At 71.1% G+C, this 20266-nt stretch carries 18 protein-coding genes; 17 read left to right on the forward strand and 1 reads right to left on the reverse strand.

Annotated elements, in window-relative coordinates; genetic code table 11:
• Positions 1–152: 152 nt before the first annotated feature.
• The gene (locus ACH4KB_RS24440; protein WP_398068025.1) at positions 153–1367 is read right to left on the reverse strand and encodes a helix-turn-helix domain-containing protein; all 1215 of its coding nucleotides are present in this window, start codon (positions 1365–1367) and stop codon (positions 153–155) included.
• 811 nt (positions 1368–2178) lie between these two features.
• On the opposite strand from ACH4KB_RS24440, the gene ACH4KB_RS24445 reads away from it, so the two are divergent.
• The 17 genes from ACH4KB_RS24445 to ACH4KB_RS24525 all read left to right on the forward strand — a co-directional run bounded on the left by ACH4KB_RS24445 (position 2179) and on the right by ACH4KB_RS24525 (position 20229).
• Positions 2179–3114: a hypothetical protein gene (locus ACH4KB_RS24445; RefSeq protein ID WP_398068026.1), complete on the forward strand. Its 936-nt coding sequence runs from the start codon at positions 2179–2181 to the stop codon at positions 3112–3114.
• 212 nt (positions 3115–3326) lie between these two features.
• On the forward strand, positions 3327–3983 hold the full coding sequence (locus ACH4KB_RS24450; protein WP_398068027.1) for a hypothetical protein: 657 nt from the start codon (positions 3327–3329) through the stop codon (positions 3981–3983).
• A 573-nt stretch (positions 3984–4556) separates the two neighbouring features.
• Positions 4557–6053, forward strand: coding sequence for a DUF6801 domain-containing protein (locus ACH4KB_RS24455; RefSeq protein ID WP_398068028.1), 1497 nt, complete (start codon positions 4557–4559; stop codon positions 6051–6053).
• Positions 6054–6582: 529 nt separating this feature from the next.
• The gene (locus tag ACH4KB_RS24460; RefSeq protein ID WP_398068029.1) at positions 6583–7569 is read left to right on the forward strand and encodes an ABC transporter ATP-binding protein; all 987 of its coding nucleotides are present in this window, start codon (positions 6583–6585) and stop codon (positions 7567–7569) included.
• Complete coding sequence (locus ACH4KB_RS24465; RefSeq protein WP_398068030.1) at positions 7566–8438, forward strand: MlaE family ABC transporter permease; 873 nt, start codon at positions 7566–7568, stop codon at positions 8436–8438. Before ACH4KB_RS24460 ends, ACH4KB_RS24465 begins: the two co-directional genes overlap by 4 nt.
• Before the next feature lie 3 nt (positions 8439–8441).
• Entirely contained in the window at positions 8442–9245 is an 804-nt protein-coding gene (locus tag ACH4KB_RS24470; protein WP_069755576.1) for an ABC transporter permease, read from the forward strand.
• The gene (locus tag ACH4KB_RS24475) at positions 9245–10537 is read left to right on the forward strand and encodes an MCE family protein (RefSeq protein ID WP_398068031.1); all 1293 of its coding nucleotides are present in this window, start codon (positions 9245–9247) and stop codon (positions 10535–10537) included. Before ACH4KB_RS24470 ends, ACH4KB_RS24475 begins: the two co-directional genes overlap by 1 nt.
• On the forward strand, positions 10534–11565 hold the full coding sequence (locus ACH4KB_RS24480; RefSeq protein ID WP_398068032.1) for an MCE family protein: 1032 nt from the start codon (positions 10534–10536) through the stop codon (positions 11563–11565). Before ACH4KB_RS24475 ends, ACH4KB_RS24480 begins: the two co-directional genes overlap by 4 nt.
• Positions 11562–12581: an MCE family protein gene (locus ACH4KB_RS24485; protein ID WP_398068033.1), complete on the forward strand. Its 1020-nt coding sequence runs from the start codon at positions 11562–11564 to the stop codon at positions 12579–12581. Before ACH4KB_RS24480 ends, ACH4KB_RS24485 begins: the two co-directional genes overlap by 4 nt.
• 1 nt (position 12582) lies before the next feature.
• Positions 12583–13737, forward strand: a complete 1155-nt coding sequence (locus ACH4KB_RS24490) for an MCE family protein (protein ID WP_398068034.1) — start codon at positions 12583–12585, stop codon at positions 13735–13737.
• Positions 13734–14996 (forward strand): MCE family protein, encoded by a 1263-nt coding sequence (locus tag ACH4KB_RS24495; protein ID WP_398068035.1) that lies wholly within the window; start codon positions 13734–13736, stop codon positions 14994–14996. Before ACH4KB_RS24490 ends, ACH4KB_RS24495 begins: the two co-directional genes overlap by 4 nt.
• Positions 14993–16228 carry an MCE family protein gene (locus tag ACH4KB_RS24500; protein ID WP_398068036.1) on the forward strand — a complete coding sequence of 412 codons (1236 nt, stop codon included), beginning with the start codon at positions 14993–14995 and terminating at the stop codon, positions 16226–16228. Before ACH4KB_RS24495 ends, ACH4KB_RS24500 begins: the two co-directional genes overlap by 4 nt.
• A complete protein-coding gene (locus ACH4KB_RS24505; RefSeq protein WP_398068037.1) occupies positions 16225–16746 on the forward strand; it encodes a hypothetical protein in 522 nt (173 codons plus the stop codon). The genes ACH4KB_RS24500 and ACH4KB_RS24505 overlap by 4 nt, the downstream gene beginning before the upstream one ends.
• Before the next feature lie 23 nt (positions 16747–16769).
• Positions 16770–17360, forward strand: a complete 591-nt coding sequence (locus ACH4KB_RS24510; protein WP_398068038.1) for a hypothetical protein — start codon at positions 16770–16772, stop codon at positions 17358–17360.
• Between the two features lie 179 nt (positions 17361–17539).
• Positions 17540–18037, forward strand: coding sequence for a nuclear transport factor 2 family protein (locus tag ACH4KB_RS24515; protein ID WP_398068145.1), 498 nt, complete (start codon positions 17540–17542; stop codon positions 18035–18037).
• 61 nt (positions 18038–18098) lie between these two features.
• Positions 18099–18920, forward strand: coding sequence for a hypothetical protein (locus tag ACH4KB_RS24520; protein WP_398068039.1), 822 nt, complete (start codon positions 18099–18101; stop codon positions 18918–18920).
• Between the two features lie 25 nt (positions 18921–18945).
• Positions 18946–20229, forward strand: a complete 1284-nt coding sequence (locus ACH4KB_RS24525; protein ID WP_398068040.1) for a lytic murein transglycosylase — start codon at positions 18946–18948, stop codon at positions 20227–20229.
• Positions 20230–20266: the final 37 nt, after the last annotated feature.

A 20266-nucleotide genomic window follows, 5' to 3' on the forward strand; every position in this document is an offset into this window, starting at 1 on the left:
TCGCCTGGTGGGCGGCAGGTGCCCTCCTGTTTACGGGAGGCGGTTCCGGGTTTCTCGTCGGATACGTCTCCGTGTCGCAACCGTTTGGGACTGACCGTCTATTTCGCCTTACGCGCCGGTAAGTTGACCCGCCGCGCCAAACGTGATCCGGATCAGGGGGATGTGCCCGTGGCGCGGGAGCGCAGCCGCAGCGCGCGCAGCACCGCCTCGGTGGTGAAGCGGCTCTCGGGATTGACGAGTTGGTCACCGAAGATGGTCTCCAGGCTCCGCATGCGGTAGCGCACGGTCTGCGGGTGGACATCCAGCAGTGCGCCCATCTGGGCCGCGGTGCCCCGGGTGTCGAGCCAGATCCGCAGGGTCTCGACCAGCCGGTCACGGCGGGTGGCGCTGATCCCCGCGACGGCGGCCAGTTCCCGCTGGGCGAGCTGGTCCAGCAGGGCGGGGTCGGAGAGCAGCCACAGGGTGGTGAGGTGGTCCTCGCAGCGGATCAGCGGTGCGTCGTCGATCACGCCGGAGTCGACGAGCTCCAGGACCCGGCGGGCCCAGCGGATCGACTCGCAGGCCAGCGCCGTGGGGACGGTCAGCCCGATCGCCGCGCGGCCGGCCGGCAGGGCCTGTTCCAGCATGGATCTTCGTGCGTCGTCCAGTGCTCCGGGGATGAGCAGATGGGGCTGCGGCGCGCTGAGATCGACGAGGAGATCGCGGTCCGCGCGGAGCCGGTCCAGCTCCGCCGGGGCGCGGGCGGCGATCAGCGTGACCTCTTCCGGCAGCGCCCATCCGACCTGCTCGCACAGGTCGGCGATGGCGCTGCCGGGTGCCGGGCGCCCGGCGAGGATGAGGTGGAGCAGGCGGCGGCGCAACGCCTCGCTGTGCTCGCCCGACTGGGACTGCACCTCCTGGAATCCCTCCCGGGAAAGCGATTCCAGTTCGTCGACGTAGGCGAAGAGCGCGTCGGCGAAGCTGAGCATCAGGGTGGGGGACAGGTGGTAGCTCTGCCCGACCTTCTTCGCCCGCCGCAGGGCCACCCGTGCGCCCAGCCGGTAGGCCCCCTGGAGGGTGTCCATGCTCCGGCCCTCGTACGCCTCGAACCGTCCGAAGCGCCGGCACATGTCGTCGCGGAGCGTGGTGGAGGAGGAGGGTTCGGCCACCAGATCGACGAAGGAGGCGAGGCTCTGCTCCACGCCCACCCGGATGGCCTGCCCGTTCGGGCCGTCGAGCAGTCGGGCGTATTGCGGATAGGCCCGGGTGACCTCTACGCCGATTTCCTTGATGAGACTGGGCAGTTCGGGCCGCATGATCGCCGCGAATTCCTGGGGGAGCGGCCCCAGCGGGTCTTCGCTATCCAACGGCCGTATGAGATGTGGCATGACAGGTCCCCTTGCTCTCGGCGCCCGGTGGTGGGGTGAGGCGGTGGGGGGAAAGCGCTCCCACGAACCGACAGGTGCGTACCAAGTTCGCGACGAAGATAGACCAACGAACAGGCACTGCACACCACTTGCGCAAGATCGAAGTGCAGGGGGCACCCATCCCGGCCGCACTGCGCGACTTCCGTGCAGGTCGGGCGGCACTACGCGCTTTCGGACAATGAATTTCGGCCGCGTGCTCCGGCGATGACAACAAAGCCGTTCCGCTGCCCGGAGATGTTTCCCGAGTGGTGCGTGCAGTATCGGTCGGCTCTCGTGACGAACGGGCGCGCAGGCGGCTCACCACGGCGAATGATGGTGGGTGGCCGCTCTGTGCTGAGCATTTTCGGCCGAGTGGCTGATTTGCGCGCCGTCCGAGCGTGAGTGGAGGTGGGGCTTCCGGCCGCCCCCGCCCCCATGGGGCCGCGTGCGCACGGCACGCGGGGTTCCGGTCGCCGCTGCGCAATTCCCTGCCCCCGGGTGCGCATTCCTTGACAAGGATACGGTGTCCCGATGCTCATTTCCGGATCAAAAAGGGCGCGATGCAAAGAATCTTAGACGGACGGATTGTGTCGCCCGGTTTCCCGCGAGTAACATCACGCCTCGATCAATTCGGTCACGAAATCTGCCCGAAATTTGATGCTCCGATACTCCGCCCCCGGGCCCACCCGAGGCTCCAACGCCGTCGAGAAGTCGTCGCGGTGCGGGCTCGCATTGCGGAACCGCTCAACTTCGTGCACGAGGCCGCGCCACGGCGGCCGACAGAGGGGACGACATGAGATCCGTTTCCAATCGAACCCGCGTAGGTCTGCTCGCGGCGTTCACGGCATTCAGCGCTCTGCTCTCCACCGGCTCGGCCACCGCCGCCACCCAGCTCAACGGCGACTGGGCGCCCTTCGACCGCTGCCCGGTCGACGCGGCCCCCATGCTGGCCGCGGACGGCCTCAACACCATCGCGACCTGCATAGCGTCGAGCTCGGCCACCGGAACCATCACGCTGGGCAAGACGAAGGTCTCCACCGGCAACACCGACCTGCAGCTCGGAGTCATCCAGCGCCCCGACGGCACCGCCTCCCTGGTGGCCCCTCCCGAGGGGGCGCTGACCGCGGACCCGGCGGAGGTTCCCGGCGGGCTGATCGGACTGATGTGTCCCAGCGGAATTCCGCTCGTATCGGGAATCTGCCGTCAGTTGACGGACAACAATCTCAACCGGATCACAGCCACCATCGAACCGGCCGGAGCGCCACGCGACTTCCATATGAGCGCGGCATTCTCCACCGGTGAGCCCATTCTCACGATCCCGGTCCGCATCCACCTCAAGAATCCGTTCCTCGGTGACAAGTGCTACATCGGGACCACTTCCAACCCGGTGCTCCTGAAGCCCCAGAACGTGACGGCGCCGAGCCTCTCGCTGCAGCGGTTCTCGGCCGACGGCACCCCGAACGACGACGAGGGCGAGATGGGGCGCTACACCTTCGACGGCGCCGACCAGGGTGACGCCACGTTCGCCGTCCCCGGGGCCAGCGGCTGCGGTGCCGGGCTCCTGGACTGGGCGGTGAACCTCAAGACCGGTCTTCCGTCCGCCGCCGGCAAGAACAGCGTGACCCTCGACGCCACCACCACGTACTTCGGCAGCCCCTACGACCCCGCCGGCCTCGCGCCGAACGAGGGCAGGAAGCTGTCCGAGTTCTGGCACTCCGCGAAGCGGTAGCCCCGGTCCCGATCCGCCGGACCCGCCCTGACGCCGAGTACCGAGGAGGTGATGCGCGACCGCCCCCGATTCCTTGTCCGCGCGCCTCGACACGAGCCGGTGCCGTGGACCCGCCGAGTGCCGCACCGTCCGGCACGGCGAGCAACTGAGCAAGCGCCTCTCCAGTCACGTTCAGTCGAATCCCCAACGGGACGAGAAAAGGGAGTACCCCCATGTTCAAGCGAACCGGTGTCCTGACCGCGATCGGTGCCGCCGCGGCATCCGTCGTCCTGGCCGCACCGTCGGTCGTCGCCGCGCCGACCAGCTGGACGATCAGCCCGACCGGTGCCTTCAAGGGCACCGCCGGAGTGACCGTCCTGACCGACAACAACGGCAACAAGATCCAGTGCGCGACCTCCGCCGCCTCGGGCTCGGCGCCGACCTCCCCGGTCGCCGGGAGCCCGGCCAAGCTCGCGTCCATCTCGGCGATCTCGTTCAACTCGCCGTGCACCGGGCCGTTCAGCTCGACGTGGACGGTGACCACCACACCGCCGTGGGAGATCTGGGGCCTGGACTACGCGGCGGGCGCCGGCACCAACTCCACGGGCCAGGTGACCGGCGAGATCAGAGCGATCAAGGCGAAGGTGTCCGGGAGCAGCATCCTCGGCCCGTGCACCTTCAACGTGACCGGCAAGGTCGCGGCCAAGTACAACAACCCGACCCTGAACGGGAGCAACGGCACCCTCAACACCGCGGGCGGCGGGCTCACCCTCTCCATCGCCAACAAGGTCGGCGGCGGCTGCGGCATCGTCGGCACCACCGCCAGCTTCCAGGGCCTGTACACCATCGTGAACACGGCCTCGGGCAAGTCCCCGGTCATCAGCGGGTGACCCACCGCCGATGACGTCCCGTACCTGAGCGTCGGGGGGGGGGGGGGGGGGGGCCCCCCCCGGGGGGGGGGCGGCCGGGGGGGGGGGGGGGCCGCGGCGGGGGGCGCCGCGGGCCCCCCCCCCCCCCCGCCCGCCGCCCCCCCCCCCCCCCCCCCCCCCCCCCCCCCCACGGCGAGCGGGGTGCTCCACCGGCGTCGGCCGGAGCCGCGCGTGCCACTCCACCGCGCCGGCGGACCTGTCCCGTTTTCGCGCACCCGCCGACAAGGGCGCGGCCGCGGATTGTCACCGGCTGCCAAAGTCCGAACACCCGTGATCCGAACGGAAACCCGGCCCTTCCCAGGCGTCGTCGGCGTGCGTACCGTACCCGTCGGTAGGGGCCGTATCCCCGTCCGGACGGCGTACCACCGAAGCCCGGCCGACGTCCGTTCGGACTCCGCTCGACGTACCACCGAAGCCCGCCCGACGTCCGTTCGAACTCCGCTCGACGTCCGCCCGCAGGGGGCCGTTGCCGAGAAGCGGACCCGCTCTCCGCGACCACCCCCGGGCCCACGCGCGCCGGAAGGACACACCCGTATGACCGTCGATGCACGCGCCGCAGCGAGACGACCGATCCACTGGGCCGTGGGCGGGGCGCTCGTCGTCGCCACCGCGCTCGTCCCCAGCGCCGAGTCGGCCGCCGCGGAACAGACCTCGGAGGTCGCCCTCCGCTACGCCTGCCCGTTCCCCTCCGGGCCCGAGGAAGTGGACGTCGTCGTCTCGGCGGTGCTCCCCACCTCGGTCCGCACGGGCGAGGAGATCCGCCCGTCCCAGGTCTCCGTGGAGGTGAACCTGGAGCCCACGGCGCTCGCCCGGTTCGGGGAGCTGGACGCCGCCACCCTGTCGGCGGTCGCGCGGCTCACCGTCCGCAACACCGTCGGCGACAAGTCCGCCGACGCCTCCTGGCAGGACCTGACCGCTCCGCCCGTCGCCCTTCCCGGGCCCGACGGGGGCGGGCTTGCCCTGACCGCGACCGGTGACGTGCCGACGGTCGCCTTCGGCAGCCCCGGGCGCGCGACGCTGGCCCCCGCCGGGCTGGCCCTCACCCTGTCCTCGCTCACCGGGGCGGGCGAACCGACCACACCTCCGGGGCTCGATGTCGTCTGCGAACCGTCCCCGGGTCAGGAACCCGAACTCGCCGCGATCACCGTCCGCGGCGACAGCGGCCCCACGGCCCCCGCCCCGCAGCCGTCGGCGAGCGACCCCGCACCGGACCCGGCCCCCACCCGGCCGGCCGAGGGCCTGTCGCCCGGTGCCCGGAAGAAGATCGACGCCCTCACCGACGAACGGCTCGCGGCCCTGGACGGCGAGGACCCGGGCAGCTGCCCGATCGAGATCCCGCCCGAGTGGGTGATGACCACCGCCGAGACCTACGCGGCCGGCTTCGCCAACGCCGCCAAGCTGGACGGCGCGGCGGCGCTGGGGCCCGCGTTCATGAAGGTGGTGCTCAACAAGCGCTACATCAACGACTCCTGCGCCTCGACCGTCGACGTCAGCTCGGAGGTGAACTTCGACTACCAGGGGCGCCGGCAACTCCCCCCGACGAAGGCCACGTTTCTCAGCTACGGCTTCATGCCGACGACCGCGACCATGACGCTGGAGCAGGTCGGCCCGCCGGCCGCGATCCACACGCACACGGTCACCAACACGCCCACCTACCCGGAGGAGACGACCGTCACGGCCCAGCTCGTGATGCGGCTCTCCGACGTCGAGGTGAACGGTGTACCCCTGGACGTGGGCCCCGACTGCCGCACGGAGCGCCCCTTCGAGCAGGTGCTGAGGGGGTACGGCCAGAGCTATCCGCCGGCCGGCTACCTCGTGGCGTACGGCGGCACCCTGACCGGCTACGCGCACATCCCGCCGTTCGAGGGATGCGGCGTGGGCGAGGACCTCGACCCGATCTTCACCTCGGCCATTTCCAGCCCGGGCAAGAAGGCCGACAACTACACCAAGATGACGCAGGCGCCCCTGTGCGTGGCCACGAACCCGGAAGGGCCGGACTGCCCGCCGAGGGTGCCCGACCCCGAGCGCTGACCCGGACAGCCCTTGGCCCTTCCGGTTTCCCGACCGGAAGGGCTCTTTCCTGCCCACCGGCCGTCGCGTGATTCCTCATCATCCGACAGGTTTGACGCGCGTATTACTCACCCGTGAACAATTCTTCGCCCCGCGTGAATTCTCGCCGAGGAAAGTCTGTACCCAGTATTGCGAAGTCAGGTTACCGGCCCGTAGCGTCCCAGACGTGCCGATCGAAACCGACTGCGTGCCTGTTCGGCGGGCACACCCGGGCCCGGTTCGCTCCGCTCCGGTCCAGGGGCGCCCCGGATCGAACGCCGACTGCTTGCGCAGATTTCGACAAGGACGGGAAGCGGCCTTGTCACCGAATGACAAGTGATCCATTCTCAGCCCCGCGTTCGCCGATCTTCGCTGTTCAACGGCTTGCCCTGACGGTTTCGGCGGACATAACGTGCGCCCCCTGGTGCACGTGTGACGAGCCGCCATCGCCTTTCTCAGAGCCGGAGCGCCAATCGATGAACACGTTCACCGCCACTTCGAGGGAGGGCCGATGGGAATCGAAGTAGTCGTCGAGGGCCTGACGAAGTCCTTCGGCAAGCAGAACATCTGGCAGGACGTCAGCCTCACCCTGCCCGCCGGTGAAGTGAGCGTCATGCTCGGTCCTTCCGGGACCGGAAAGACCGTCTTCCTGAAATCCATCATCGGGCTGCTCAAGCCCGAACAGGGACGCGTCCTCATCAACGGCGTCGACATGGTGAACAGCTCCGAGCGCGACATCATGGAGACCCGGAAGCTCTTCGGCCTCATGTTCCAGGACGGTGCCCTCTTCGGCTCGATGTCGCTCTTCGACAACATCGCCTTCCCGTTGCGCGAGCACACCCGCAAGAAGGAATCCGAGATCCGCCGCATCGTCATGGAGCGCATCGACATCGTCGGGCTCCTCGGCGCCGAGGGAAAGCTGCCGGGCGAGATATCCGGCGGCATGCGCAAGCGCGCCGGCCTCGCCCGCGCCCTGGTCCTAAACCCGCAGATCATCCTCTGCGACGAGCCGGACTCCGGCCTCGACCCGGTCCGCACCGCCTACCTGTCGCAACTCCTCATCGACCTCAACGCGCAGATCGACGCGACGATGCTCATCGTCACCCACAACCTCGACATCGCGGCGACCGTCCCCGACAACATGGGCATGCTGTTCTGCCGCAACCTCGTCACCTTCGGCCCGCGCGAGGTGCTCCTCACCAGCGACACCCCGGTCGTCTCCCAGTTCCTCGCGGGACGCCGCGAAGGCCCCATCGGCATGTCCGAGGAGAAGGACGCCGCCACCCTCGCCGCCGAGCAGCTGGCCGACACCGCCCCCTTCCGCACCGGGCCCCGCACTGTCGTCCCCCAGCTGGAGCCCTCGCCCGGGATGCCCGTACGCCAGGGCGCGCTGCGCCGCCGGGAGCGGGTCATGTCGATGATGGGCCAGCTGCCGGAGGCCGCCCGTACGGCGATCCTCGACAGCTACGCCCCGGCCGCGGGAGGTGCGCGCGCGTGACCGCCCCGATGCCGGTGCGGCCGCCCGAGCCGCCCGAGAAGCCCCCGCCGCCCCCCGACCCCGGGACGGCCGACCCGTCCGCGCCCGAGCAGCGGCGGCCCTCCCGGCTCCTCGCCCCGCTCCGCGAGACCGGGAAGCTGTTCGCACTCGCCGTCGCGGTGGCCCGGGCGATCTTCCGCCGCCCCTTCCAGGTGCGCGAGTTCATCGAGCAGTTCTGGTTCGTCGCGAGCGTCACGATCCTGCCCGCCGCCCTCGTCTCCATCCCCTTCGGCGCGGTCATCGCCCTCCAGGTCGGCTCCCTCACCCAGCAGCTCGGCGCCCAGTCCTTCACCGGCGGCGCCAGCGTGCTGGCGGTGATCCAGCAGGCGAGCCCCATCATCGTGGCGCTGCTGATCTCCGGGGCCGCCGGATCCGCGATCTGCGCCGACCTCGGCTCCCGCAAGATCCGCGAGGAACTCGACGCGATGGAGGTCATGGGCGTCTCGCCCATCCAGCGCCTCGTGGTCCCCCGGGTGCTCGCCACGATGCTCGTCGCCGTCCTGCTCAACGGCCTGATCTCCGTGGTCGGCACCCTCGGCGGCTACTTCTTCAACGTGATCATGCAGGACGGCACCCCGGGCGCGTACCTCGCGAGCTTCTCCGCCCTCGCCCAGCTGCCCGACCTCTACATCAGTGAGTTCAAGGCGCTGATCTTCGGCTTCATCGCGGGCATCGTCGCCGCCTACCGGGGCCTCAACCCACGCGGCGGCCCCAAGGGCGTCGGCGACGCGGTCAACCAGTCCGTCGTCATCACCTTCATGCTGCTGTTCTTCGTGAACATGGTCCTCACGGCGATCTACCTCCAGATCGTCCCCGCGAAGGGGAGCTGACCCATGGCGATGCTCAGCTGGCTCGACCGATCGGGCGACCAACTCACCTTCTACGTCAAGGCACTCGTCTGGATCCCGCGCACGCTGCGCCGCTATCTGCGCGAGGTGCAGCGGCTGCTGGCCGAGGTGGCCTTCGGCAGCGGCGGACTCGGCGTCATCGGCGGGACCATCGGCGTGATGGTCGCCATGACCCTGTTCACCGGCACCGTCGTCGGACTCCAGGGCTACGCGGCCCTGAACCAGATCGGCACCTCGGCGTTCACCGGGTTCATCTCCGCCTACTTCAACACCCGGGAGATCGCCCCCCTGGTCGCCGGCCTCGCCCTCTCCGCAACCGTCGGCGCGGGCTTCACCGCCCAGCTCGGCGCGATGCGGATCAACGAGGAGGTCGACGCCCTGGAGGCGATGGGCGTCCGCTCCATGCCCTACCTCGTCACCACCCGGATCATCGCCGGAGTCGTCGCGATCATCCCGCTGTACGCGATCGGGCTGCTCTCCTCGTACGTCGCCTCCCGCTACATCACCATCTTCTTCAACGGGCAGTCGGCGGGCACCTACGACCACTACTTCAATCTCTTCCTCTCCCCGGAGGACGTGCTGCTGTCGGTGCTCAAGGTGCTGATCTTCAGCGTGCTGGTGATCCTCGCCCACTGCTACTACGGCTTCCACGCCACCGGCGGACCGGCCGGAGTGGGCGTGGCGGTCGGCCGGTCGGTGCGCAACGCGATCGTCCTCATCAGCGTCACCGACTTCTTCCTCTCGCTCGCCATCTGGGGCGCCACGACGACGGTGAAGGTGGCCGGCTGATGCGCACCTCAAGCGCCACCCGCACGGTCCGCCGACGCCTGGCCGGAGTCACCTTCCTGGTGGTGCCCGCCGTCCTGGTGTGGGTCTCGGTCTCCGTGTACGAGAAGGACTTCACCGACGACGCCACGGTCACCGTCCGCACCGGAGCGGTCGGCAACGAGATGCACGACAACGCCGATGTGAAGCTGCGGGGCGTCGTCATCGGACAGGTCCGCTCCATCGCCACCGACGGCGACGGCGCCCGCCTCACCCTGGCCATCGACCGGGACAAGCTCGATCAGGTCCCCGCCGACGTCACCGCCCAGATGCTGCCCACCACGCTCTTCGGCGCGCGGTTCGTCGCGCTCGTCCCGCCCCGCATCCCCACGGGCACCACGATGCGGGCCGGGGCGGTCATCCCGCAGGACCGGTCCAGCAACGCCATCGAGCTGGAACAGGTCCTGGACAACGTCCTGCCGCTGCTGACCGCCGTGAAGCCCGAGAAGCTCTCCGCCACCCTCAACGCCGTCTCCCAGGCGCTGGAGGGACGCGGTGAACGCCTCGGCGAGACGCTGACCACGCTGGACGGCCACCTGAAGAAGTTCAACCCCCAACTCCCCACCCTCAACGCCGACATCAAGGAACTCGTCAAGGTGAGCACGCTGTACGCGGATGCCGCGCCGGACGTCCTCGACGCGCTGACCGACGCCACGGTCACCAGCTCCACCCTCGCCGACCAGGAGGCGCGGCTGGCCGGGCTCTACGGCACCACCACGGCCGCCGCGCAGGACACGACCTCCTTCCTGCGGGAGAACCAGGAGAACCTCATCCGGCTCTCCGCCGCCGGCCGTCCTTCCCTCGAACTCCTCGCCGAATACGCCGAGTCGTTCCCCTGCACGCTGCGCACCATGGCCGGCTTCGTGCCCGCCATGGACAAGGCGCTGGGCAAGGGAACCGACCGGCCGGGGCTGCATGTGTCGATCAAGTCCGTGCCCTCCAAGGGAAAATACCTCCCCGGCAAGGACACCCCGGTCTACAGCGCGAGCGGCGGGCCCGCCTGCTACTCGGTGCCGTACGTCGGTAAACACGCCCCGACCGCCGACTCCCGCCACGCCGCCGACGTCACCGCGCCCCCGGCGGACCCGGGCGACGACGCGGACACCGCGCTCGGACTGCCCAACTCGCCCCAGGAGTCCCGGCTCGTCAACGAACTGGTCGCACCTTCGCTGAAGGCCCGGCCCGGAGACCTGGCCGACTGGAGCAGCGTCCTCATCGGCCCGGCCTTCCGCGGTGCGGAGGTGAAGCTCAAGTGAAACGCCGCTCGCTCGCGGGACCGGTCGCCAAGTCCCTCGTCTTCATCGTCGTCACCGTGCTGGCCACCACCGTCCTCGGGCTCTCCATCGCCAACACGGGCGTCGGCGACACCACCACGTACCGGGCCCGGTTCACCGACGCCACCGGCCTCATCCCCGGCGACAGCGTCCGGATCGCCGGAGTCGAGGTCGGCCAGGTCGAATCCGTGAAGGTCGCCGACCGCCGGGTCGCCGAGGTCGCCTTCGCCGTACGCAAGGGGCGCAGCCTCCCCGCCTCGGTGACGGCGTCCATCAAGTACCTCAACATGGTCGGCCAGCGGTACGTCGACCTCGACCGGGGCCCCGGACCCGTCGGCCGGGCCTTCGCGCCCGGCGACACCATCCCGCTCTCCCGCACCACCCCGGCACTCGACCTCACCCAGCTCTTCAACGGCTTCCAGCCGCTCTTCGAAGGGCTGTCGCCGCCCGACGTCAACCAGCTCGCCGGCTCCATCGTCCAGGTCCTCCAGGGCGAGGGCGGCACCGTCGACAGCATCCTGCGGCACGTCGGCTCGCTCACCACCACGGTCGCCGCGAAGGACAAGGTGATCGGCGAGGTGATCAAGAACCTCAACACGGTCCTCAAGACGGTCAACGACCGGGAGGCCGGCTTCGACGACCTCGTCGTCACCCTCCAGAAACTCGTCACCGGATTCTCCGGCGACCGCGAACCCCTGGGCGAGGCCATCACCGCGATGGGCGCGCTCACCACCGTCACCGCCGACCTCTTCCAGGACGGCAGGAAGCCGCTCAAGGACGACATCCGCCAACTCGGACGTCTCAGCGGCCAGTTGGAGAAGGGGACCCCGCAGATCGAGAACTTCCTGGAGAAGACCCCGGCCAAGATGGCGGCCATCACCCGGCTGACGTCCTACGGATCGTGGCTCAACCTCTACCTCTGCGAAGCGAAGGTCAGCGGCGTCACCCACGACGACGGCAGCCAGCCACCGGGCGGCATCGCGATCACCCAACCGAGGTGCCTGGCATGAGAATCACCCCCATCCGGGAACGCAACCCGGTCGCCGTCGCCGTCGTCGGGCTCCTCGTCCTGACCCTGCTCGGCCTCGCCGCCTGGCGCGCCGACTCCCTGCCCTTCGTCCAGGGCGGCACCTCCTACAGCGCCGACTTCACCGAATCCGCCGGGCTCACCGACGGCGACGAGGTGCGCATCGCCGGAGTGAAGGTCGGTGAGGTCACCGGCGTCTCCCTCGACGGCGCGAAGGTCCGCGTCGACTTCCGGGTGAGAGGCGCCTGGATCGGCGACTCCTCCACCGTGGGCATCGCCGTCAAGACCCTGCTCGGCGAGAAGTACCTCGCCGTCGACCCCCTCGGCGACGCCCCGCAGGACCCCGGCTCCCGCATCACCGCGAGCCGCACCACCTCCCCGTACGACGTCACCCAGGCGTTCAACGGCCTCGGCGAGACCATCGGGGAGATCGACACCGAACAGCTCGCCAAGAGCTTCGAGACGATCTCCGCCACCTTCAAGGACTCCCCGCCGCACGTCCGCAGCGCCGCCGACGGACTCTCCGCCCTCTCCCGTACGGTCTCCGAACGCGACGCCCAGCTCGCCACCCTGCTCCGCAACAGCAAGAAACTCACCAAGACCCTCGCCGGGAAGAAGAGCAGCTTCGAAACGCTCCTGGAGGACGGGAACCTGCTGCTCGGCGAGATCCAGGCCCGCCGCGACTCCATCCATCTGCTGCTCACCGGTACCCGTGACCTCGGCACCCAGCTCACCGGACTCGTCCGGGACAACGACAAGCAGCTCGGGCCGACCCTGGAGTCCCTCGGCCGGGTCACCGCCGTCCTGGTCAAGAACCGCAAGAGCCTCGACAAGGTCCTCGCGATGACCGGCTCCTACAGCCGGCTCGTCGGCAACACCCTCGGCAGCGGGCGCTGGTTCGACAACTACGTCTGCGGAGTCGTGCCCAAGAACTACCTCCCCGCCGGCACACCCCCGGCGACCGGCTGCATGCCACCCCGGCAGCAAGGGGGCCGCTGACATGAGACGTACCCGCATCACCGGCATCACCGCCGGACTCGCCCTCGTCGCCGTCGCGGCCGCCACCGGCGTGAGCGCCCTGGAGGAGGACGGCAAGACCACCGTCACCGCCTACTTCGAACGCGCCACCGGTGTCTACGCCGGATCAGACCTGCGGATCCTCGGTGTCAAGGTCGGCACCGTCGCCTCCGTCGAGCCCCGCGGCGAGGAGGTGAAGGTCGTGCTCCGCCTCGACCACGGCATCGACGTCCCCAAGGACGCCCACGCCGTCGTCGTCGCCCCCAGCCTCGTCGCCGACCGCTACGTCCAGCTCGCCCCGGCCTACGACGGCGGCCCCCGGCTCGCCGACGACGCGGTCCTGCCCGCCGCCCGCAACGCCACCCCCGTCGAGGTCGACGAGCTGTACGCCTCCATCACCGAACTCTCCACCGCCCTCGGCCCGAACGGCGCCAACGCCGACGGGGCGCTCGCCCGGCTCCTGGACACCGGGGCGAAGAACCTCGACGGCAACGGCAAGGCCATCGGCGACTCGATCGAGCAGTTCGGCAAGGCCACCAAGACGCTCGACAAGTCCAGCGGCGACCTGTTCGACACCCTGGCCCACCTCCAGTCCTTCACCACCATGCTCAAGAAGAACGACGGCAACGTCCGCAGCGCCGAGCAGCAGCTCAACACGGTCACCTCCTTCCTCGCCGACGACAAGAAGAACCTCAGCGCGGCCCTCAAGGAACTGGGCACCGCCCTCGGCCAGGTCAAGACGTTCATCGCCAAGAACCGCGGCGCGCTCAAGAAGAACGTCGAGGCGCTGGTGCCCGTCACCCAGGCGCTCGTCGACCAGCGCGCCTCGCTCGCCGAGGCGATGGACACCCTCCCGCTCGCCGCGGGCAACGTCCTCAACGCCTACGACCCCGCCAACCGCACCCTCAACGGACGCACCAACCTCAACGAACTGTCCATGGGGGGGCCGCTCGTCGACCCCGGAGCCGCCTCGGCCGCCGGCCGGCTCACCGGTCTCGCCCCCGTCGACGCGACCCGCCGCAAGGCCCTGCCCGTCCTGCCGCTCCCGGAGGTCGGCACGGTCTACGGAACCCCCGACAAGCAGCCCGACAAGCAGCCCGGCAAGCAGCCCGGCAAGGAGAAGGGGGCGCGACGATGAACGACGACGACCGGCGCAGACCCGTCGTACGGGCCGCCGTCGCAGCCGTGTCCCTCCTGGCCACCGGCGCGCTGATCGCCCTGGTCGCGGTCGGTCCCGACGGCCCCTCCTTCAGGGGCATCGAGCAGATCCCGCTGCCCGGCGGCGCCGACCTCGGCGACCGGCCGTACGAGGTCACCGCCGAGTTCGGCGACGTCCTCAGCCTCGCGCCGCAGTCCTCGGTCAAGGTCAACGACGTGGCCGTGGGGCGCGTCACGAAGATCGCGCTGGCCCCGGACGGCTGGCGGGCCCGGGTCACCATGCGGGTCAACGGGAAGATCAAGCTCCCCGCGAACTCCTATGCCCGCCTCGAACAGTCCAGCCTGCTCGGCGAGAAGTTCATCCAGCTCGCCCCGCCCCCCGAGGGCACCGCACGAGGATCGCTCGCCGCCGGCGGCCGCATCCCGCACTCCCGCACCAACCGGAACCCGGAGGTCGAAGAGGTCTTCGGGGCCCTGTCCCTGCTCCTCAACGGGGGCGGCGTCAACCAGCTCAAGACCATCACCACCGAACTCAACAAGGCGCTCGCCGGGCAGGAACCGCAGATCCGCTCCCTGCTCAACCGGGTCGACACCCTCGTGACCAACCTGGACGGGAACAAGGGCGACATCACCAGGGCCCTGGACGGCGTCAACCGCCTCGCCGCCACCCTCGCCACCCGCAAGCAGGACGTCGGCACGGTCCTCACCGGACTCAGCCCCGGACTCAAGGTCCTGGAGAAACAGCGCGGCTCGCTGCTGACCATGCTGCGCTCCCTCGACACCCTCTCCACCGTGGCCGTGGACACGATCAACCGGAGCAAAGCCGACATGATCGCCGATCTCAAGGCGCTCGCCCCGACCCTCAAGGCGCTCGCCGACTCCGGCCAGGACCTCCCCGACTCCCTCCAGGTGCTGCTGACCTATCCGTTCACGGACGAGGTGCTGCGCGGCGTCAAGGGCGACTACCTCAACGTCTACCTGGACGTGACGGCCCTGCCCGGTACGCAGATCATCCCCGCGCTCACCCCCGATCCCCCCGGGATCCCGCCGCTGCCCCCGGCCGAGGGCGAGGGCGCGGCGGCCAGGGGCGCGCTGCCCCTGCCCCTGCCGTTGCCCGCCGTGTCGGGAACGCCGAAGACCGGGGCGCCGAAGACCGGGACGCCGCAGACCGACGCGCCGCAGCCCGAGGCTCCGAAGCCCTCGGGGGCCTCGAACAAGGCGAAGGGGGCGACACCGTGATCACGCTCGCCATCCGGCTGAAGAACGTCGCCTTCCTCGTCATCGCCACGCTGGCCCTCGGCTACCTGGGGGTGCGGTACGCCGATCTCGGCCACTACGTCGGACTGCGGAGCTACTACACCGTCACGGTCCAGCTCCCGCAGACGGGCGGCCTGTACACCCACTCCAACGTCACCTACCGGGGCGTCTCCGTGGGCCGCGTCGGCCCCATCGAGCTGACCGAGGACGGCGTCGAGGCCGAGTTGCGGATCGAGAACGACGCGCCGCCGATCCCGGACAGCCTCACCGCCGTCGTCGCGAACCTGTCGGCGGTCGGCGAGCAGTACGTCGATCTGCGGCCCACCCGCAAGGAAGGGCCCTTCCTGGGCAACGGCTCGGTCATCGACGAGGCCGACACCACCACCCCCGCACCCCCCACCTCCGTCCTCACCAGCGTCGACGACCTGGCGAGCAGCGTGGACCTGGAGAGCCTGCGGACCGTCGTCGAGGAGTTCGGGGCCGCCTTCGAGGGGCGCGGCGACGACCTCCAGGTCCTGCTGGACACCGGCGGCGACTTCGTCGAGGCCGCCGACAAGGCCCTGCCGGTCACCACCCGGCTGATGGCCGACGGCGAACGCGTCCTGCGCACCCAGGCCGAACAGGGGCAGGCCCTCAAGGGCTTCGCCTCGGGGGCCAAGGAACTGGCCGCCGAACTCAAGGGCTCCGACACCGACCTGCGCCGCCTCATCGCGACCACCCCGGACGCCGCCGTCCAGATCAGCGGACTGCTGCGCGACCTGGATCCCGCCTTCGGTGTCGTCGTCGCCAATCTCCTCACCACCTCGGAGGTCGCCGTCACCCGCCAACGGGGCCTGGAGGAACTCCTCGTGAAGCTGCCCGCCGTCGCCGCAGCCGGAGCGAGCGCGGTGGACGACGACGGCGCCCGGTTCGGGATGTCCGTCACCTTCTTCGAACCGCTGCCGTGCACCGCGGGCTACGGCGGCACGGTCTACCGCAACGGCCTCAACACCTCGGACGGGCCCGCCGTGAACACCGCCGCCCGCTGCACGTCCTCGCCCGGCACCGGCATCAACGTCCGGGGCAGCGCCAACGCCCCCCAGGGCGGCCCGGTGCCGAAACCGGCCGTCCCGGGCTCGATGAAGCTGCCCGGAACCCCGGACGGTGGGTCCGCGACCGCACAGCCGCCGGCCGAGGGAATGGCCGGGCTGCTGGGTCTGGGAGGCGGCTCATGACCCCCCGCACCCGACGCCGGGCCGGCTGGGCCGTCCTGCTCGTCGCCGCCCTGCTCTGCGGCCTGGGAGCCTGGTCGTACGGGCAGGCGCGCGGCGACCGCTCCCTGTCCTACGCGAAGGCCCGCGACACGGCCCTGGCCGAGGGCAGACGGCACCTGGCGACGCTGAACAGCCTCGACGGCGAGGACGCGAAGCGGGTCGAGCACGGGTTACGGGCCTGGCTGGACTCCTCCACGGGGCCGCTGCACGACCAGCTGAAGCGGACCCGGAAATCCGACGCGAAGTCCCTGACGGCCGCAGGCGACACGGCCCGGGGCAAGGTCACCTCGGCGGCGCTGACCGCACTCGACGAGCGCACGGGCACGGCGGAGCTGATCGCCACCGTGGACGTCGAGGTCACCCCGCGCTCCGGCGCGGCCGGCACCCAGCGCAAGCGGTTCGGGGCGACCCTCGCCCGCACGGCCGACGGCTGGAAGGTCAAGGCGCTCACAGCGATCGGAACGGGCGGCGGCCGATGAGACCGCGGGGAGGAACGGCGACGATGAAGAGCGACACGGTCCTCGATCCCGACGTGGACCGGGAAGCCGGGACGGAGACGGCGGACCCGGACGGTGCGGCGGCGGACGTACCCCTCCGGCGGTGGCCACGCGCCCTCGGCGCCCTGCTGACGGTCGTGCTGCTCGCCACCGGGGGCGCCCTGTACGCCGAGGGACGCCACCTGCGGGACACCCCGGCCACGGCGAACCTCGCGCTCACCGACGCGGAGGCGACCGCCCGCGTCACCGGTGACGTCAGCAGCGCGCTCGGGAAGATCTTCTCGTACGGTCCCGGGGCCACCACCGCCACCAGGGCGGCGGCGGAAGACGTCCTGGCGGGCAAGGCGCTCCAGCAGTACGCGACGCTGTTCGGCCAGGTCGAGCGGCAGTCCGCCGACCAGAAACTGACGCTCACCACCGAGGTCGTCCGGGCCGGCGTGACCCGGCTGACCGGCAGCAGCGCCCACCTCCTGGTCTTTCTCGACCAGGTCTACGAGCGCCGCGGCCGCGCTCCCACCACCGCCTCCGCACAGCTCACGGTGACCGCGCGACTGAGCGACGGACGCTGGTGGATCGTCGAGATCGGCTCCACATGACGGCGGGCCGGAGGCGATGGGCAAACGGTCCGGTTCGGCAGGCAGGGGAGAGGCAGCGCATGGCACGGCAGGGGACGGCACAGCAGGACCCGGCAGGGCAGGACTCGGCAGGGCAGGACTCGGCACAGGAGAACTCCGCGCCGGCGGGGACGGCACGGGCGGGGGCGCGGAGCCCGCTGGTGATCGCCGCACTGGCGCTGGCGGTCTGCGCGGCCGGAGCGGCGGGCTGGGGCGGCTGGCTGCGCTACGAGGCCACGCACGACGACGCGGCGTCCTTCGCACAGGCGCGGGACGACGCACTGGCGGCCGGCGAGCAGGCGGTGCAGAACATGAACACCCTGGACCACCGCTCCCTGGAGCAGGGGCTCGACAGCTGGGAGCAGTCCACCACGGGCGATCTGCACAGCCAACTCGTCGACGGACGAGACGCGTTCGCCGAGCAGATCGCCGCCGCCAAGACGGTGAGCACCGCGAAGGTCCTCTCCGGCGCGGTGACCGAACTGGACCAACGGGCGGGCCGGGCCGGGGTGATGGTGGCGCTACGGGTCACCGTGACCGCGCCGAAGGGTGAACCGGCGGTGAAGGAGAGCCGGTTGCTCGGGAGCCTCACGCGCACCGCCGACGGGTGGAAGCTCAGCGCGCTCGGCCAGGCGCCCGTCGGCGGCACGGGCGGCTGACCCCGGTCCCCGTATCCGCCCGCACCCGCCTGCCCGCACGCCCCGGAGAGGACCCCGCCCCATGTCGACGACCCGTCACCTCGTGAACCGCCGCCGCCGGCTGGCCACGGCACCACCGCGCACTCCGGGGGCCGAGACCGACCCGGCACCCGAACAGACCACCGCCACCACCACCGCTGTCTCCGCGGCCGAACCGCCGCAGACAGCGGAGAACACCGCCACCGATCTCGGCACCGGCCCCGACCCCGACGCCACCGACGGGTCCGACGCCACCGACGGGTCCGCCACCACCGACGGGTCCGCCACCACCGACGGGTCCGACGCCGCTCCCGAGGCCCCGGCGGACGCCCCCCGTGCCACGGCGTCCCGCCTGCGCGTCGGGCTCCCCGCCGTGCTCTGCGCGCTCACCGTCCTCCTCGGAGCCTTCGCCGCCTGGGCGTTCACCTCCGCCGACAGCCTCCGCGACGAGCCGGCCCGGCAGAACACCGCGCTCACCGACATCGGCCGGACCAGCGAGGTGAAGGGCCGGATCAGCGAGGCGGTCGGCGCGGTGTTCTCGTACGACTACGCCTCGCCCGCCCGGTCCGACCGCGCCGCGAGCACCTATCTGACCGGCCGGGCCGTCCAGCAGCACAAGGACATGCTCGCCGACGTACGGGAGCAGGCCCCGCAGCAGAAGCTCGTCCTGACCACCACCGTGACCGAGAGCGGGGTCGAGTTCCTCGACGGCGACCGCGCCCGGCTGCTGATCTTCGCCGACCAGAGCAACACCCGTACCGGCAAGGACGAGGAGACGACGTACGCGGCGGCCATGTTCGCCGTGGACGCCGTCCGCCGCGGGGACACCTGGCTGATCGCCGCCATCGACACATTCACCCGCTGAGCCCCGGAGAGGGAGTCGAGTCCAGATGAGCTTCAACCGCACGGTGCGCCGACGGCTCGGCACCACGGCCACCGCGGTCGCCGCGATGACCGCGCTCACCGCCTCCCAGGCCCCGGGGATCGCGCTGCCCGAGCCCCGGCAGGGGAAGGCGGCGGCTTCGGACGACGTCGTGTGGAGCGAGGTGCCGGGCGACGACGTCTACCACACCGAGTTGCCTCCGCTGCGGTCCCCGAAGCCGCCCGCTCCCCTGAAGCCCGGGACGAAGCCCGGTCCGCTCGTGGCCCGCGCCTGGTCCCAGGCGGGCATTCCGGCGACCGTGCTGGCCGCCTACCGCAAGGCCGAGAGCGCGCTGCGCCGCGGCGACCCGGGCTGCGGGCTGCCGTGGCAGCTGCTCGCGGCGATCGGCAAGGTCGAGTCGGGCCAGGCGTCCGGCGGGCGGGTCGACGCCCGGGGCACGACGCTCACCCCGATCCTCGGCCCCGCGCTCGACGGCAACGGCTTCGCCCTGATCCGGGACACCGACGACGGGGCGTACGACGGCGACCGTGCCTACGACCGGGCCGTCGGGCCGATGCAGTTCATCCCCTCGACCTGGGCGGCCTGGGGCGCGGACGGCAACGGCGACGGCCGCCGGGACCCGAACAACATGTACGACGCGGCGCTCGCCGCCGGACGCTACCTCTGTGCCGGGCCCCGCGATCTGACCCGCCGCTCCGACCTGGACCGGGCGATCCTCAGCTACAACCGGTCCGACACCTATCTGCGGACCGTGCTGTCCTGGCTGGAGTTCTACCGCAGCGGAAGCCACGCGGTCGCCGACGGGCAGGGCGTTCTCCCGGCCGGCCCCGGCCCCGGCGGGAAGACCCCACCCACCTCCTCGGTCGGCGGACCGGGCGCGCCGGAACGTCCCGGCAAGGGCGACGGAGGCGTCGTCGTCGGCCCGCAGCCCACCCGGCCGCCGGGCCCGACGCCCACTCCCCGTCCCACGGGCCCCGGCTCACCGAGCCCGAGCCCCGACCCGACGGATCCCGGCCCCACCGACCCCGGCCCGGGACCCAGCCCCGACCCGACCGGTCCGACCGACCCGGGTCCCACCGATCCGGGCCCGGGCCCCAGCCCCGACCCGACGGACCCCGGCCCCACCCCATCGCCCGACCCCACCCCATCACCCGACCCCACCACCTCGCCCGACCCCGGCGAGACCGGCCCGGACTGCCCCGATGGCACCCCGTCACCCTCCCCGTCGGCGCCTTCTCCGGGCAAGGAGCCCCTGAGCGGCCAGGACGAACCCGGCGATCCCTGTGCCTGAGGAGGAGAAGGGGGAACGCCCTGGGGCGGAACGCTCC

Origin of the sequence: Streptomyces sp. NPDC017520, from assembly GCF_044329855.1 — a bacterium.
GTDB lineage: Bacteria > Actinomycetota > Actinomycetes > Streptomycetales > Streptomycetaceae > Streptomyces.

Coding starts and splice junctions, on each gene's coding strand:
- ACH4KB_RS24440 (WP_398068025.1), bottom strand. CDS start 1,367: ATGCCACATCTCATACGGCCGTTGGATAGCGAAGACCCGCTGGGGCCG.
- ACH4KB_RS24445 (WP_398068026.1), top strand. CDS start 2,179: ATGAGATCCGTTTCCAATCGAACCCGCGTAGGTCTGCTCGCGGCGTTC.
- ACH4KB_RS24450 (WP_398068027.1), top strand. CDS start 3,327: ATGTTCAAGCGAACCGGTGTCCTGACCGCGATCGGTGCCGCCGCGGCA.
- ACH4KB_RS24455 (WP_398068028.1), top strand. CDS start 4,557: ATGACCGTCGATGCACGCGCCGCAGCGAGACGACCGATCCACTGGGCC.
- ACH4KB_RS24460 (WP_398068029.1), top strand. CDS start 6,583: ATGGGAATCGAAGTAGTCGTCGAGGGCCTGACGAAGTCCTTCGGCAAG.
- ACH4KB_RS24470 (WP_069755576.1), top strand. CDS start 8,442: ATGGCGATGCTCAGCTGGCTCGACCGATCGGGCGACCAACTCACCTTC.
- ACH4KB_RS24475 (WP_398068031.1), top strand. CDS start 9,245: ATGCGCACCTCAAGCGCCACCCGCACGGTCCGCCGACGCCTGGCCGGA.
- ACH4KB_RS24485 (WP_398068033.1), top strand. CDS start 11,562: ATGAGAATCACCCCCATCCGGGAACGCAACCCGGTCGCCGTCGCCGTC.
- ACH4KB_RS24490 (WP_398068034.1), top strand. CDS start 12,583: ATGAGACGTACCCGCATCACCGGCATCACCGCCGGACTCGCCCTCGTC.
- ACH4KB_RS24495 (WP_398068035.1), top strand. CDS start 13,734: ATGAACGACGACGACCGGCGCAGACCCGTCGTACGGGCCGCCGTCGCA.
- ACH4KB_RS24505 (WP_398068037.1), top strand. CDS start 16,225: ATGACCCCCCGCACCCGACGCCGGGCCGGCTGGGCCGTCCTGCTCGTC.
- ACH4KB_RS24510 (WP_398068038.1), top strand. CDS start 16,770: ATGAAGAGCGACACGGTCCTCGATCCCGACGTGGACCGGGAAGCCGGG.
- ACH4KB_RS24520 (WP_398068039.1), top strand. CDS start 18,099: ATGTCGACGACCCGTCACCTCGTGAACCGCCGCCGCCGGCTGGCCACG.
- ACH4KB_RS24525 (WP_398068040.1), top strand. CDS start 18,946: ATGAGCTTCAACCGCACGGTGCGCCGACGGCTCGGCACCACGGCCACC.